The sequence below is a fragment of the Streptomyces sp. NPDC048671 genome (assembly GCF_055587045.1).
The window spans coordinates 83,340-98,156 of the sequence record NZ_JBVJHB010000014.1 but is presented as its reverse complement, the minus strand read 5'-3'; the positions used below and the strand labels follow the sequence as shown (position 1 = coordinate 98,156).

Sequence of the window (14,817 nt, the reverse complement as noted above, 5' to 3'; positions counted from 1 at the left end):
CCGATGGCGGCCGCTCATCCGTTCAGCCGCTCAGGGGGTCAGCGGGAGAGCGGCCAGCTCGGCGATCGCCCAGGTCAGTGGGGCGAAGACGAGGAGCAGCACGGCCGCGCGCAGCGCCGTCGCGGCCCGCAGCGCCGAGGCCGGGGCGCCGAGCCGCAGCAGTGCACGCGCCGTTTCCGTGCGGGCCTGCTTCGCCTCCAGTGCCGAGGTCAGCAGCGTCGCCGTCGTGCAGCCGATGACGAGCACGGCGCCGAGCGCGGTGAGCGGTCCGAAGGGCCTGGGGCCCGTCCCGTACAGCGCGAACGCGGCGATGACGGCCGAGAGCACCGCGCAGACGACGCCCAGCGGCCGGCCGATCCGGCGTGCCTCGTCCATCAGCACCCGCCCCGCCAGCAGCCGTACGGCCCCGGGGCGCACCGCCTGGAGCAGCCGCCCGGCGAGATGGGTCAGCCCGGGGCCGGCCGTGGCGAGGCCGACCGCCGTCAGCGTCCACCCCACCAGGACCCAGACCGGAGTGGAGTCGAGCTTTCCGGGGAGCGGGAACGCGCTGCCCGACGAACCGCGGCTCGCGTACGCCTCGACCGCGAGACCGGCGGCCGTCAGGGCCACGCCCCACGGCAGCCCGGTCGGCGGGGCGGCCGGGGCCGGGACCTGCTCCTCGGGCAGCAGGTCCCGCGAACCGTCCTGCACGCCCGCCGCCCGCGCCGGCCTGGTGCGCAGCGCCAGCGCGCTCGCCGTCGCCGCCGCCGCGGGCACCAGGGTCAGCAGGACCAGGACGGCGGCCAGCGGCAGCGACGCCTCCGCGCCCAGCAGCCCGGCCGCCGCGCCGTCGAACGGCAGCCCCGACAGATCACCGCGCAGATGGAGGAAGAAGAGCAGCGCCACCACGGAGCCCAGGGTGCACGAGACCGCGGTGGAGACGGCGGCCAGCACACTGAGCCGGACCGGCCCGAGGCCCACGGCGGACAGCCCGGCGCGCGGGCGGGTGCTCGGGTCGGTCCGGGCGACCGCGACCGCGAACTGCACGGCGGCGGCCAGCGGTACGAAGCACCACAGCAGGCGCAGCACGGAACCGGCGGAGTGCGCCGGGTGCCCGGAGGCGTAGCCCAGGGTGCACAGCAGGAGGAAGCCGACCCCGGCGGAGGCGGCCGCGACCAGCAGCCGCCGCATCAGGACCAGCGGATGGGAACCGCGGGCTAGACGGAGAGCGAGCACGCCGCGCGGCCCTCCGTGTCGGTTGCGGCCGGCAGGGCGACCGTGGCGACCCGGCGCCCGTCCAGCAGCGGCACCGCACGGTCGGCGAGGGCGGCGATCTCCGCGTCGTGCGTGGCGAGGACCACCGTGATGCCGTGCGAGCGGGCCGCGCTCGTCAGGGTGCGCAGCACATGGGTGCGGTCGGTGCGGTGGAGGGTCGCGGTCGGCTCGTCGGCGAAGATCACCGCGGGGGCGGTGGCCAGCGCGCGGGCCACCGCGATCCGCTGCCGCTGGCTCTGCTGGAGGGTGTGCGGCCGCTTCCTGGCGCACATGCCGATGTCGAGGCGCTCCAGCCACTCCATGGCGGACTTCTTGGCCTCCCGGTGCGAGACGCCGCGCAGCAGCAGCGGGAGGGCGGTGTTCTCCCAGGTGGTCAGCTCCGGGACGAGCTGGGGCTCGGGGGCGATCCAGCCGAACTTGTCGCGGCGCAGCCGTTCGCGCAGCCGGGGTCCCATGGTGTGGACGGGGACGCTGTTGAACCACACCTCCCCCTGGGTGGGCACCAGTTGGCCGGACAGGCAGTGCAGCAGCGTGGTCTTGCCACTGCCGCGCGGGCCCGTCACGGCGAGGATCTCGCCGTCGCGGATCCCCAGGGACACCCCGCCGAGCGCGGGTGAGCCGTTGTGGGAGTGGTGCAGGGAGCGCGCCCAGATCACGTCGTTGTCCGGCGGGGCCACCATGGCGTACACCTCGGTTCAGATCAGATATCCCGTTCCCCCGTACGGGGGAACGAAGAGGGGGCCGATCGGTCACTCGGCACCGTAGGGATTCGGACCGCGGTGTGCGCACAGCACGCGGCCCGGGTGCGCCTCTTCCCACTCGATTGGGCGCATCCGGGCCGCGTGGACCGTATGAGATGACCGCTGGAGGACCGTCGGGGGACGGTCAAGCGGTGGTCAAGCCGAGCTCGGTCGATCAGCCGGCCGAGCCGTCGGTCAGAGCTTCGTCCAGGCCTCCGTCAGCACGGACCGCAGGATGGACTCGATCTCGTCGAACGTGGACTGGTCGGAGATCAGCGGCGGGGCGAGCTGGACGACCGGGTCGCCGCGGTCGTCGGCCCGGCAGTACAGGCCGTTGTCGTACAGCGCCTTGGAGAGGAAGCCGTACAGGACGCGCTCGGTCTCCTCGTCGGTGAACGTCTCCTTGGTGACCTTGTCCTTCACCAGCTCGATGCCGTAGAAGAAGCCGTTGCCGCGGACGTCGCCGACGATCGGCAGGTCGTGCAGCTTCTGCAGGGTGGTGAAGAACGCGTTCTCGTTGTCGAGGACGTGCTGGTTGAGGCCCTCGCGCTCGAAGATGTCGAGGTTGGCGAGGCCGACCGCCGCGGAGACCGGGTGGCCGCCGAAGGTGTAGCCGTGCAGGAAGGTGTTGTCACCCTCGTAGAACGGCTGGGCGAGCCTGTCCGAGATGATGCAGGCACCGATCGGCGAGTAGCCCGAGGTCATGCCCTTGGCGCAGGTGATCATGTCCGGCACGTAGTCGAACTTGTCGCAGGCGAACATCGTGCCGAGCCGGCCGAAGGCGCAGATGACCTCGTCGGAGACGAGCAGCACGTCGTACTTGTCGCAGATCTCGCGGACGCGCTGGAAGTAGCCGGGCGGGGGCGGGAAGCAGCCGCCCGCGTTCTGCACGGGCTCCAGGAAGACGGCGGCGACGGTGTCCGCGCCCTCGAAGAGGATCTCCTGCTCGATCTGGTCGGCGGCCCAGCGGCCGAAGGCCACCGGGTCGTCGCCGAAGAGCGGGGCGCGGTAGATGTTGGTGTTCGGCACCTTGTGCGCGCCGGGGACCAGCGGTTCGAAGGGGGCCTTGAGGGCCGGCAGACCGGTGATGGACAGGGCGCCCTGCGGGGTGCCGTGGTAGGCGACCGCACGCGAGATGACCTTGTACTTGGTCGGCTTGCCCGTGAGCTTGAAGTACTGCTTCGCCAGCTTCCACGCGGTCTCGACGGCCTCGCCGCCACCGGTGGTGAAGAAGACCTTGTTGAGGTCACCCGGGGCGTAGTCGGCGAGGCGCTCGGCCAGCTCGACGGCCTTCGGGTGGGCGTAGGACCACACCGGGAAGAAGGCCAGCTCCTGCGCCTGCTTGTACGCGGCCTCGGCGAGCTCGTGACGTCCGTGACCGGCGTTCACCACGAACAGGCCGGACAGGCCGTCGAGGTAGCGCTTGCCCTGGTCGTCGAAGATGTAGGTGCCCTCGCCACGCACGATGGTGGGAACGGGCGCGTTCTCGTAGTCCGACATGCGGGTGAAGTGCATCCACAGGTGGTCGTACGCGGTCCGGCTGAGGTCCTTGCTCACGGCTATCGGGTTCCCCACATATAGGTCTGCTTCTTGAGCTTGAGGTAGACGAAGCTCTCGGTGGAGCGCACACCGGGAATGGCCCGGATGCGTTTGCTGATCGTCTCCAGCAGGTGGTCGTCGTCCTCGCAGACGATCTCCACCATCAGGTCGAAGGAGCCCGCGGTCATCACCACGTACTCGCACTCGGTCATGGCCGACAGGGCCTCCGCGACGGGATCGAGGTCGCCCTCGACGTTGATCCCGACCATCGCCTGCCGTCTGAATCCCACGGTGAGCGGGTCGGTGACGGCGACGATCTGCATCACGCCCTGGTCGAGCAGCTTCTGGACGCGCTGGCGCACGGCCGCCTCGGAGAGGCCGACGGCCTTGCCGATCGCGGCGTACGGACGACGCCCGTCCTCCTGGAGCTGCTCGATGATCGCGAGGGACACGGCATCGACCGTTGAGGACGATCCGTTCCCGGTCCTGGAGTCTGCGCTGCGACTGGCCACGGAGTCACTGTGCACCGGGACTCGTCTGTCTCGCAACCCTCAATCGATGAAATTCGTTGTTGAGGGGCTTGAATATCACTGAATCCGAAGTTCGCGGCGGTTGGGTATGTCGAAAGCGTTACCCGAGCGACTACGCTGGGCGTCTCACCCATTGGACTTCAGAGCAGGAGGGCCGGCTGTGACCACCGAGGTGCGCCGTCTGCGCAACTACATCAACGGAGAGTTCCGTGACGCCGCCGACGGGCGGACCATCGACGTGGTCAACCCGGTGACGGAAGAGGTCTACGCGACCTCGCCGCTCTCCGGCGGTGCCGACGTCGATGCCGCCATGGAAGCCGCCGCCGCGGCCTTCCCCGCCTGGCGGGACGCCACCCCCGCCGAACGCCAGCGCGCCCTGCTGAAGATCGCGGACGCCTTCGAGGAGCGCGCCGAGGACCTCATCGCGGCCGAGTCCGAGAACACCGGCAAGCCGGTCGGGCTCACCCGTACCGAGGAAATCCCGCCGATGGTCGACCAGATCCGCTTCTTCGCGGGTGCCGCCCGGCTGCTGGAGGGCCGCTCGGCCGGGGAGTACATGGAGGGGCTCACCTCCATCGTCCGCCGCGAGCCGGTCGGTGTCTGCGCCCAGGTCGCGCCGTGGAACTACCCGATGATGATGGCCGTCTGGAAGTTCGCCCCGGCGCTCGCCGCGGGCAACACCGTCGTCATCAAGCCGTCCGACACCACCCCGGCGTCCACCGTGCTGATCGCCGAGATCATCGGGCAGATCGTGCCCAAGGGTGTCTTCAACGTCATCTGCGGCGACCGGGACACCGGCCGCGCGATGGTGGAGCACAAGACCCCGGCGATGGCCTCCATCACCGGTTCGGTACGGGCCGGCATGCAGGTCGCCGAGTCCGCCGCCAAGGACGTCAAGCGGGTCCACCTGGAGCTCGGCGGCAAGGCGCCGGTCGTCGTGTTCGAGGACACCGACATCGCCAAGGCCGTCGAGGACATCTCGGTCGCCGGCTACTTCAACGCCGGGCAGGACTGCACGGCTGCGACCCGCGTCCTGGTCCACGAGTCCATTCACGACGAGTTCGTCACCGCGCTGGCCAAGGCGGCGGCCGACACGAAGACCGGGCAGCCGGACGACGAGGACGTGCTCTACGGCCCGCTCAACAACGCCAACCAGCTCGCCCAGGTCAGCGGCTTCATCGAGCGGCTCCCCGCCCACGCCAAGGTCGAGGCGGGCGGCCACCGGGTCGGCGAGAAGGGCTACTTCTACGCCCCCACCGTCGTCTCCGGCCTCAAGCAGGACGACGAGATCATCCAGCACGAGGTCTTCGGCCCGGTCATCACCGTTCAGTCGTTCAGGGACGAGGCACAGGCGCTGGAGTGGGCGAACGGCGTCGAGTACGCCCTGGCCTCTTCGGTGTGGACCAAGGACCACGGCCGCGCCATGCGGATGTCCAAGAACCTCGACTTCGGCTGTGTGTGGATCAACACCCACATCCCGCTCGTCGCCGAGATGCCGCACGGCGGATTCAAGAAGTCCGGCTACGGCAAGGACCTCTCCGCCTACGGCTTCGAGGACTACACCCGGATCAAGCACGTGATGACCTCGCTCGACGGCTGACCGCCGCGGCGACCCGTACGGATGCGGCCCCGGGCTCCCGCCCGGGGCCGCATCCGTGCTCCCGGACCCTCCCGGCATCGACAGGGTGTGCGCGGTGGGCGGCCACCGCTGGACGGTTGGTCCATTGCCCGCGGCACCCGCCGACCGGCATCCTGCGCAGGTGCGAGCAATCCCGAAGAACCCCATGTCCCGCCGGTCCGTGCTCCGCGCCCTCGGGGCGGGGGCAGCCGGTGCCACGCTGGCCGGCTGCGGAGTGCCCGCCGCCTATGTGAAGCCCGGTGACCGTGCCGGACGCGACTCCTCCGCCGACGACCACACCCTGCACTTCGCCAACTGGCCGCTCTACATCGACACCGATGACAGGAAACAGTCGAAGCGGCCCACCCTGGACGCCTTCAGCAAACGCACCGGGATCTCCGTCACGTACACCGAGGAGATCAACGACAACGACGAGTTCTTCGGGAAGATCAGCCCCGCGCTGATGAACCACCAGCAGACCGGGCGCGACCTCATCGTCATCAGCGACTGGATGGCCGCCCGGTTCGTCCGGCTCGGCTGGGTCCAGGAGATGGACCGGGCCAAGCAGCCCAATGTGGCGAAGTACCTCGATCCGCAGCTGCGCTCGCCCGCCTTCGACAAGGGCCGCACCCACAGCGTGCCCTGGCAGTCCGGGATCACCGGTATCGCGTACAACCGCAAGAGGCTCGGCCGCGAGATCCGGCACCTGAGCGACCTGTGGGCGCACGACCTGCGCGGGAAGGTGACGCTGCTCTCCGGGCTCGATGAGTCCTTCGCCCTGCTGATGCAGGGCAACGGCGTCGACATCACCCGCTGGAAGCGCGACGACTTCTACGACATCTGCGACCAGGTGGAGAAGCTGGTGAAGACGAAGCACATCCGACGCTTCACCGGCAACGACTACATCAAGGACCTCTCCACCGGCGATGTGCTCGCCTGCCAGGCCTACTCGGGCGATGTCATCCAGCTCCAGGCGGACAACCCGGAGATCGAGTTCGTGGTGCCCGAGGAGGGGGCCGAGCTCTGGGCGGAATCGCTCATGATCCCCAACCTCGCCCACCACAAGCGCAACGCCGAGAGGATCATCGACTACTACTACGAGCCCGAGGTGGCCGCCGAACTGGCGACCTGGGTCAACTACGTCTGCCCGGTCCCGGCCGCCCGCGACGTACTGGCCTCCTCCAAGGACGAGGAGACCGCCGCGCTCGCCGAGGACCCGCTGATCTTCCCCGACGACGCCATGCGCAAACGGCTCGCCATCGCCCGCGACATCACGTCCGAGGAGCGCACCGAGTTCGCCAAGAAGTGGAACTCCATAGTCGGCCTGTGAGGTCCTGCCCCGGTCGCCTGTGACGAGGGCTTTCTCTGGGCGCAGCCGAGGTTTAACGGCACCACGCGGAATGCGCGTGGTGCCGTTTCGTTGTGGGCCGGCACGGCTCTTTCCGCCGGCCCGCCCCACCCTGCGCCTCCGTACCAGTTGGTTGTTTCACTGTGCTGTCAAAAATTTTCAATATCTGAGCGACATCTTGTGTTCATGTGTCCGTGATGCTTGAGTGTCAGGCGCTTCCCTCTCCCCCCAGCTCACCCATCAGGAAGCGCAGTCACAGAAGAACTGGAGTGTCATGAGCACGTCATCCCCCACACGTAGTTCGTACGTCCTTGCCGTCGCGGTCGCCCTCGTGGGCACCGTCATCGGCGTCACCGGTCAGGCCTCCGCGCAGCAGGCCCCGGTGCCCAGGGCGGCGGCCGCGGCAGGCGCCACCCTTCCCTTCAGCTCCGCCGAGGCGGAGTCCGCCTCCACCACCGGTCAGAAGATCGGCCCCGATTACACCCAGGGCACTCTTGCCTCCGAGGCCTCGGGCCGGCAGGCGGTGCGCCTGGACAGCGGGCAGAGCGTGGAGTTCACCCTCGACAGGGCGGCCAACGCGGTGAACGTCGCCTACAACGTGCCCGACGGGCAGAGCGGTTCACTCGCCGTCTACGTCAATGGCACCAAGCTCGACGCGTCCCTGGCCGTCACCTCCAAGTACAGCTACGTCGACACCCCCTGGATCGCCGGCGCCAAGACCCATCACCTCTTCGACAACGCCCGCCTCCTCCTCGGCCGCGACGTGCAGGCGGGCGACAAGGTGAAGCTGGAGGCCGCCTCCACCGAGGTCACCGTCGACGTCGCCGACTTCGAGCAGGTCGGCGAGCCCGCCACCGAGCCGTCGGGCGCGGTCTCCGTCGTCGACAAGGGCGCCGACGCCACCGGACAGCAGGACTCCACGCAGGCCTTCCGCGACGCGATCACCGAGGCCAGGGCCGCCGGCGGCACCGTGTGGATCCCGGCGGGCGACTTCAAGCTGGACTCCGAGCTGAGCGGTGTCGAGAACGTGACGATCCAGGGCGCCGGGAGCTGGCACTCGGTCGTGCACGCCTCACGGTTCATCAACCAGAGCGGCTCCGCCGGCAAGGTCACCATCAAGGACTTCGCGGTCATCGGTGAGGTCACCGAGCGGGTCGACAGCAATCCGGACAACTTCGTCAACGGATCCCTCGGCCCGGACTCCCGGGTCAGCGGCATGTGGCTGCAGCACCTCAAGGTCGGCCTCTGGCTGACCGGCGACAACGACAACCTGGTCGTCGAGAACAACCGGATCCTCGACACCACCGCGGACGGCCTGAACCTCAACGGCAGCGCCCACGGCGTGCAGGTGCGCAACAACTTCCTGCGCAACCAGGGCGACGACTCGCTCGCGATGTGGTCGCTGAACGCCGCCGACACCGACTCCGCCTTCGCGAACAACACCATCTCCCAGCCCAACCTGGCGAACGGCATCGCCATCTACGGCGGCAGCGACATCAGCGTCAAGGACAACCTGATCAGCGACACCAATGCCCTCGGCAGCGGTATCGCCATCTCCAACCAGAAGTTCGCCGACCCGTTCTTCCCCCTCGGCGGCACCATCACGGTCTCCGGGAACACCCTCGTACGCACCGGGGCCGTCAACCCCAACTGGGGTCACCCGATGGGTGCGCTGCGCGTGGACGCGTACGACAGCGCCATCGGGGCGAACGTGAACATCACCGACACCACCATCAAGGACAGCCCCTACAGCGCCTACGAGTTCGTCTCGGGCGGCGGCACCGGCCAGGCCGTCGAGAACGTCACCGTCGACGGGTCGGCCGTCGACGGGGTCGGCACGGTCGTCGTCCAGGCCGAGACGCCCGGCGCGGTGACGCTGTCGGACGTCACGGCCACCGGGGTCGGTGCGGCCGGTGTCTACAACTGCGCCTACCCCGAGGGCTCGGGCACCTTCACGCTCACCGACGGCGGCGGCAACTCCGGCTGGGACACCACCTGGGACGACTGCTCGGCCTGGCCCGAACCGGACAGCGGCAACTAGCGCCAGCCCGTACGGACGTTCTCGGCAATCCCCCCACATCGAGAGGAACGCACGCTGTGACAAGGAGAGACTGGACCCGGCGGAGCATCGCCGTCACGCTCGGCGCCGCACTGACCGCCGCCTGGCTGCTGCCGACCGCCGCGCAGGCGGCGCCGGTGGCACCCGAGCCGTCCGCCGCCGCCCGGGGCGCGGCGTCCCCGTACGACGAGTACGAGGCGGAGGACGGCACCTACGACGGCACCCTGCTGGAGACCGACGCCACGCGCACCTTCGGGCACACCAACTTCGCCACCGAGTCCTCGGGGCGCGAGTCGGTACGCCTCGACTCCACCGGCCAGTACGTGGAGTTCACTTCGACCGGCTCCACCAATTCCATCGTCGTCCGCAACTCCATACCCGACGCGCCGGGCGGAGGCGGCCAGGAGAAGACGCTGAGCCTCTACGCCGACGGCACGTTCGTACAGAAGCTGGACCTGTCGTCCAAGCACAGCTGGCTGTACGGCAGCACGGACGAGCCGGAAGGCCTGACGAACACCCCCGGCGGTGACGCGCGGCGCCTGTTCGACGAGTCGCACGCCCTGCTCGACACGACCTACCCCGAGGGAACCACCTTCCGGCTCCAGCGGGACGCCGGTGACGACGCCGCGTACTACGTCGTCGACCTGGTCGACCTGGAGCAGGTGGCGCCGCCCGCGAGCAAGCCCGCCGAGTGCACCTCGATCACCGAGTACGGCGCGGCCCCCGACGACGGGACCGACGACACGGACGCGATCCAGGCGGCCGTCACCGCCAACCAGAACGGTGAGATCGACTGCGTGTGGATCCCGGCCGGGCAGTGGCGTCAGGAACAGAAGATCCTCACCGACGACCCGCAGGACCGCGGACAGTACAACCAGGTCGGTATCCGAGACGTCACGATCCGCGGCGCCGGCATGTGGCACTCCCAGCTGTACACCCTGACCCCGCCGCAGGACGCGGGCGGCATCAACCACCCGCACGAGGGGAACTTCGGCTTCGACATCGACGACAACACCCAGATCTCGGACATCGCGATCTTCGGCTCCGGCACCATCCGGGGCGGCGACGGCAACGCCGAGGGCGGCGTCGGTCTCAACGGCCGCTTCGGCAAGAACACCAAGATCACCAATGTGTGGATCGAGCACGCCAACGTCGCCACCTGGGTCGGCCGCGACTACAGCAACATCCCGGAGCTGTGGGGGCCCGGTGACGGACTCGAATTCAGCGGGATGCGAATCCGCAACACCTACGCGGACGGCATCAACTTCACCAACGGCACCCACGACTCCTCCGTCACCGACTCGTCCTTCCGCAACACCGGGGACGACGCGCTGGCGGTGTGGGCGAGCAAGTACGTCAAGGATCCCGCGGTGGACGTCGGCCACGACAACGTCTTCGGCAACAACACCGTGCAGCTGCCCTGGCGGGCCAATGGCATCGCGGTGTACGGCGGCTACGGCAACAAGATCGAGAACAACCTGGTGTACGACACCATGAACTACCCCGGCATCATGCTGGCCACCGACCACGACCCGGTGCCCTTCTCCGGGCAGACACTGATCGCGAACAACGGGCTCTACCGCACCGGCGGAGCGTTCTGGAACGAGGACCAGGAGTTCGGGGCGATCACCCTGTTCGCGCAGGGCTCCGACATCCCGGGCGTCACGATCCGTGACACCGACATCCAGGACTCGACGTACGACGGTATCCAGTTCAAGACCGGCGGCGGCGCGGTCCAGGACGCCAGGATCAGCAATGTGACGATCTCCGGGTCGCCCAACGGCTCCGGCATCCTCGCCATGGGCGGCGCACGGGGCAGCGCGACGCTCACCGATGTGACGATCAGCGGCTCGCGCGACGGAGACGTCCTGGTCGAACCCGGATCGCAGTTCGTGATCGACACAGGTGCGGCGCAGGCCGCCACTGAGGAGCGGGGCAGCGGGCACGGGCGGTAACGCTCCGCCGCTTCGCCGGGCCGCCCGGATCCGGGACACGGATCCGGGCGGCCTGACGGCATCGCGTGCGCCCCGGCCGGGACGTCAGCGCTTCCGCGCCACCGCGCCGAACTGGGCCACCTCGCCGCCGCCGCCGGGCGCGGGCCGCCAGCGCGCGCACGAGACGATCCCCGGCTCCACCAGGTCCATACCGCTCAGGAACGCGGCGAACTCGAAGCGGCCGCGGGCGGTGATCGGGGGCGTGGCGTTCTCGTTCCAGAACCGCATCGCCGCCTCGTTGCCCTCGCCGCCCAGCTCCAGGGTGGGATGGGTGAGGACCAGATAGCTGCCCGACGGCACCGCGTCCATCAGCTGCCGCACGATGCGCAGCGCCTCGTCCGGGTCCAGGACGAAGTTGAGGATGCCCAGGAGCATCACCGCGACCGGCCGCTCCAGGTCGAGCGTCGGCCGGGCCGCCCGCAGGATCTGCTCGGGGTGGCGGGCGTCCGCGTCGATGTACTCGGTCGCGCCCTCCGGCGAGCTGGTGAGCAGCGAGCGGGCGTGCGCCAGGACGATCGGGTCGTTGTCGACGTACACGACACGGGCGTCGGGCGCGGTGTGCTGGGCGACCTCATGGGTGTTCTCCGCGGTCGGCAGGCCGGTACCGATGTCCAGGAACTGGCCGATGCCCGCGTCACCGGCGAGATACCGCACCGCCCGGCCCAGGAACGCCCGGTCGGCCCGCGCCACTTCGCCGATGCTCGGATACATGGCGGTGACCCGGTCGCCGACGGCCCGGTCCACCGGGAAGTGGTCCCGGCCGCCGAGCCAGTAGTTCCAGACCCGGGCGTTGTGGGCGACATCGGAACGTACACGGGCGGACAAGGAGTTGCTGCGGGGGTCGGACACGTCTGCTCCTCTGGCACCGGGCCTGGCATCGGGACGATGAGGTGCGTCCATGATGCCGGACCGATCAAGGGGCGGCGTCTCCCGCGGAGCCGGCGATCAAGGTGTGCAGCACATCGATCCGGTTGGTGGTGATGGAGTCCACGCCGTGGCGGAGCAGCCGGCGCATGGTGCGCCCGGTGTCCGCCGTCCAGGCCGAGACCAGCAGCCCGTCCCGGTGGTTGCGGTCCGTCAGCTCCCGGCTCACCAGGCCGAACCGGTAGTTCAGCCAGCGCGGCCGCACCGCCTCCAGCAGGGCCGCCCGCGGCGGTGCGAGGGTCGTCCACGTCATCGCGATCTCGGCGGACGGATCGGCGGCCCGTACCCGCAGCATCGTCTCCGGGCCCGCGCAGTAGTAGGCCCGCTCACCGGCCCCGCACTCCCGGACCGTCTCGACGGTCCTGCGCACCGAGTCCTGCGTGGAGCCCGGCAGATCGACCATGACGCGGTGCGCCCCGACGGCGAGCAGCGCCTCGCGCAGGGTCGGCACGCCACCTGCCGTCAGCTCGGTCAGCTCCTGCCGGGTGAGCCGGTCCAGCCGCAGGTCATGGCCCCACAGCCGCTTCAGAGTGGCGTCGTGCAGCAGGACCGGCACGCCGTCGCGGGTGACCCGGACGTCGATCTCGACCGCGTCCGCCCCCCGTTCGAGGGCGGAGCGGATCGAGGGCAGGGTGTTCTCGCGGACACGGTACGGATCGCCGCGATGGGCGACAGCGGTGACAGGGGTGGCCATGGGGCCATTGTCACCACCGTGGGATCACCGGCCGGCGCGCTCCAGCCAGTTCGTCGTGTACGTGTCGATCTCGTCGGACAGCGTGCGCTTGCCGGCCGGGTCGAGGAAGGACGCCTCGACGGCGTTCTTCGCGAGCGCGGCGAGCCCCCGCTCGTCGAGGCCGAGGAGGCGGGCCGCCACCCCGTACTCGCTGTTGAGGTCGGTGCCGAACATGGGCGGGTCGTCGCTGTTGATCGTGACCAGCACACCGGCCTCCACCATCTCCCGGAGCGGGTGCCGCTCGATGTCCGCCACCGCGCGGGTCGCGATGTTCGACGTGGGGCAGACCTCCAGGGCGATGCGGTGCTCGGCGAGGTGCGCCAGCAGCTTCGGGTCACGGACGGAGCTGGTGCCGTGGCCGATGCGCTCGGCGCGCAGCGCGGTCAGCGCGTCCCAGACCGTCTGCGGTCCGGTGGTCTCGCCGGCGTGCGGTACGGAGTGCAGGCCCGCGGCGATGGCACGGTCGAAGTAGGGCTTGAACTGCGGGCGGTCCACCCCGATCTCCGGGCCGCCGAGGCCGAACGAGACGAGCCCCTCCGGCCGCAGGTCCACGGCGAGCCGGGTGGTCTCCTCGGCGGCTTCGAGTCCGGCCTCGCCGGGGATGTCGAAGCACCAGCGCAGCACCACCCCGAGCTCGGCCTCGGCCGCCTTGCGGGCGTCCTCTATGGCCTCCATGAAGCCCTGCTCCGGAATGCCGCGGCGGGTCGAGGAGAAGGGGGTGACGGTCAGTTCCGCGTAACGGATGTTCTGCCGCGCCATGTCGCGGGCGACCTCGAAGGTCAGCAGCCGGACGTCCTGCGGGGTGCGGACCAGGTCCACGACCGAGAGGTAGACGTCGATGAAGTGGCCGAAGTCCGTGAAGGTGAAGTAGTCGGCCAGCGCCTCGGGGGCGGTGGGGACCTTGGAGTCGGGGTGGTGCGCGGCCAGTTCGGCGACGATGCGGGGCGAGGCCGAACCGACGTGGTGCACATGGAGCTCGGCCTTGGGCAGCCCCGCGATGAAGGGGTGCAGATCGGTCATCGGATCCTCCGGGGGGGGCAGGGGGTGGTGCGGGGCCCGGACACCAGTGGGAACCGGGCAGGGGACGGAAGTCATCGTAGGACGGGGCTGGCCGTAGCATGACGGGCATCACGATGGGGGAGGCCCATGTCAGACAACACAGAGCAGCCCGCGGACGGGGCCGTGCCGCGCGATCCGTGGGCTCCGCCGGACAACAGGGTGCCGCTGGACAAGAAGAACCCCGAGGACGCCCGCCCGCCGGCCGTCCACGACCAGCAGACCGTCAACTCGACGCCGGCCACCGCACCGGGCCCCGCGCCGGACGCGGGCGGGCAGCAGGGTGCCGGCGGTCAGCCGGGCGCCGGACACGGACCCGTACCCGCGGCAGGCTTCGGCGCCCCACCTGAGCAGGGGCAGCCGTCCGGACCCGGCGGCTGGTACGGCCCGGAGGCCGTGCCGCCACCGCCGGTCGGCCCGAACGGTCCGGGTCAGCAGGCCCCGCCGTACGCCGGCCAGTACGGATACCCGGCGGCGCCGCCCCAGCAGCCCGCCGGCCAGTACGGCTACCCGGCCCCGCAGGCCCCGCAGTACGGCGGCTATCCGGGATACCCCGGCTACGGCCAGACCGTCTGGGGCGGGCCCCAGCCCGCGAACGGGCTCGGGATCGCCTCCATGGTGCTCGGCATCATCTCGGTGGCCGTCTTCTGCATGTACGGCCTCGGCGTCATCCTCGGCGTCCTCGCGCTGATATTCGGTCTGATAGGCCGGGGCCGGGTCAGCCGGGGCGAGGCCGACAACGGCGGAGTGGCCCTCGCCGGCATCATCCTCGGCTCGATCGGCATCGCCGTCAGTGCCGTGTTCCTGGGGCTGTTCATCTGGGCCGCCACCAGCGACCGCTTCGACGAGGACAGCGGCTCGAGTTACGAGCCGATGTCGGCCTCGCTGGTCGTCGATTCCCCGGCCGTCGGTGTGACGCGGTAACGCCGGTCGCCGGTGTGACGGCCGTGCTGCGGCCGTCGGACCCGGTCGCGCGCGTGGCCCGTGGGGCGGTGGGAATTCGTCCCGCCGCCCCACGGGCC

12 protein-coding genes are annotated in these 14,817 nt (G+C 70.1%); 5 read left to right on the top strand and 7 right to left on the bottom strand.

Going from position 1 to position 14,817, the window contains the following annotated elements; all coding sequences use genetic code 11:
* Positions 1 to 30: 30 nt before the first annotated feature.
* The 4 genes from ACZ6S6_RS27305 to ACZ6S6_RS27290 form a co-directional block, all read right to left on the bottom strand.
* Complete coding sequence (locus ACZ6S6_RS27305; RefSeq protein WP_362966866.1) at positions 31 to 1,215, bottom strand: hypothetical protein; 1,185 nt, start codon at positions 1,213 to 1,215, stop codon at positions 31 to 33.
* Positions 1,197 to 1,934 (bottom strand): ABC transporter ATP-binding protein, encoded by a 738-nt coding sequence (locus tag ACZ6S6_RS27300; RefSeq protein WP_362966868.1) that lies wholly within the window; start codon positions 1,932 to 1,934, stop codon positions 1,197 to 1,199. Before ACZ6S6_RS27300 ends, ACZ6S6_RS27305 begins: the two co-directional genes overlap by 19 nt.
* 255 nt (positions 1,935 to 2,189) lie before the next feature.
* Positions 2,190 to 3,569: an aspartate aminotransferase family protein gene (locus ACZ6S6_RS27295; RefSeq protein WP_362966870.1), complete on the bottom strand. Its 1,380-nt coding sequence runs from the start codon at positions 3,567 to 3,569 to the stop codon at positions 2,190 to 2,192.
* Entirely contained in the window at positions 3,554 to 4,060 is a 507-nt protein-coding gene (locus ACZ6S6_RS27290; protein WP_362966872.1) for an Lrp/AsnC family transcriptional regulator, read from the bottom strand. Before ACZ6S6_RS27290 ends, ACZ6S6_RS27295 begins: the two co-directional genes overlap by 16 nt.
* 163 nt (positions 4,061 to 4,223) lie before the next feature.
* Here ACZ6S6_RS27290 and ACZ6S6_RS27285 point away from each other — a divergent pair, with 163 nt between their 5' ends.
* The 4 genes from ACZ6S6_RS27285 to ACZ6S6_RS27270 all read left to right on the top strand — a co-directional run bounded on the left by ACZ6S6_RS27285 (position 4,224) and on the right by ACZ6S6_RS27270 (position 11,043).
* Positions 4,224 to 5,663 (top strand): gamma-aminobutyraldehyde dehydrogenase, encoded by a 1,440-nt coding sequence (locus ACZ6S6_RS27285; RefSeq protein ID WP_362966874.1) that lies wholly within the window; start codon positions 4,224 to 4,226, stop codon positions 5,661 to 5,663.
* A gap of 184 nt (positions 5,664 to 5,847) precedes the next feature.
* Complete coding sequence (locus ACZ6S6_RS27280; RefSeq protein WP_362966883.1) at positions 5,848 to 7,011, top strand: polyamine ABC transporter substrate-binding protein; 1,164 nt, start codon at positions 5,848 to 5,850, stop codon at positions 7,009 to 7,011.
* 292 nt (positions 7,012 to 7,303) lie between these two features.
* Entirely contained in the window at positions 7,304 to 9,070 is a 1,767-nt protein-coding gene (locus ACZ6S6_RS27275) for a glycosyl hydrolase family 28-related protein (RefSeq protein ID WP_362966876.1), read from the top strand.
* A 56-nt stretch (positions 9,071 to 9,126) separates the two neighbouring features.
* Positions 9,127 to 11,043 carry a glycosyl hydrolase family 28-related protein gene (locus ACZ6S6_RS27270; RefSeq protein WP_469707192.1) on the top strand — a complete coding sequence of 639 codons (1,917 nt, stop codon included), beginning with the start codon at positions 9,127 to 9,129 and terminating at the stop codon, positions 11,041 to 11,043.
* An 84-nt stretch (positions 11,044 to 11,127) separates the two neighbouring features.
* Here the strand turns inward: ACZ6S6_RS27270 and ACZ6S6_RS27265 are convergent, their stop codons facing one another.
* Genes ACZ6S6_RS27265 through ACZ6S6_RS27255 form a run of 3 tightly spaced genes read right to left on the bottom strand, consistent with a single transcriptional unit; the run spans position 11,128 to position 13,759 of the window.
* On the bottom strand, positions 11,128 to 11,982 hold the full coding sequence (locus ACZ6S6_RS27265; protein ID WP_469707191.1) for an SAM-dependent methyltransferase: 855 nt from the start codon (positions 11,980 to 11,982) through the stop codon (positions 11,128 to 11,130).
* 13 nt (positions 11,983 to 11,995) lie between these two features.
* Positions 11,996 to 12,700 (bottom strand): glycerophosphodiester phosphodiesterase, encoded by a 705-nt coding sequence (locus tag ACZ6S6_RS27260; RefSeq protein ID WP_362966840.1) that lies wholly within the window; start codon positions 12,698 to 12,700, stop codon positions 11,996 to 11,998.
* 24 nt (positions 12,701 to 12,724) lie between these two features.
* Positions 12,725 to 13,759: an adenosine deaminase gene (locus tag ACZ6S6_RS27255; protein WP_362966838.1), complete on the bottom strand. Its 1,035-nt coding sequence runs from the start codon at positions 13,757 to 13,759 to the stop codon at positions 12,725 to 12,727.
* Positions 13,760 to 13,885: 126 nt separating this feature from the next.
* Between ACZ6S6_RS27255 and ACZ6S6_RS27250 the strand changes: the two genes are divergently transcribed.
* Positions 13,886 to 14,719: a DUF4190 domain-containing protein gene (locus ACZ6S6_RS27250; protein ID WP_469707190.1), complete on the top strand. Its 834-nt coding sequence runs from the start codon at positions 13,886 to 13,888 to the stop codon at positions 14,717 to 14,719.
* The last annotated feature ends 98 nt before the right edge of the window (positions 14,720 to 14,817 follow it).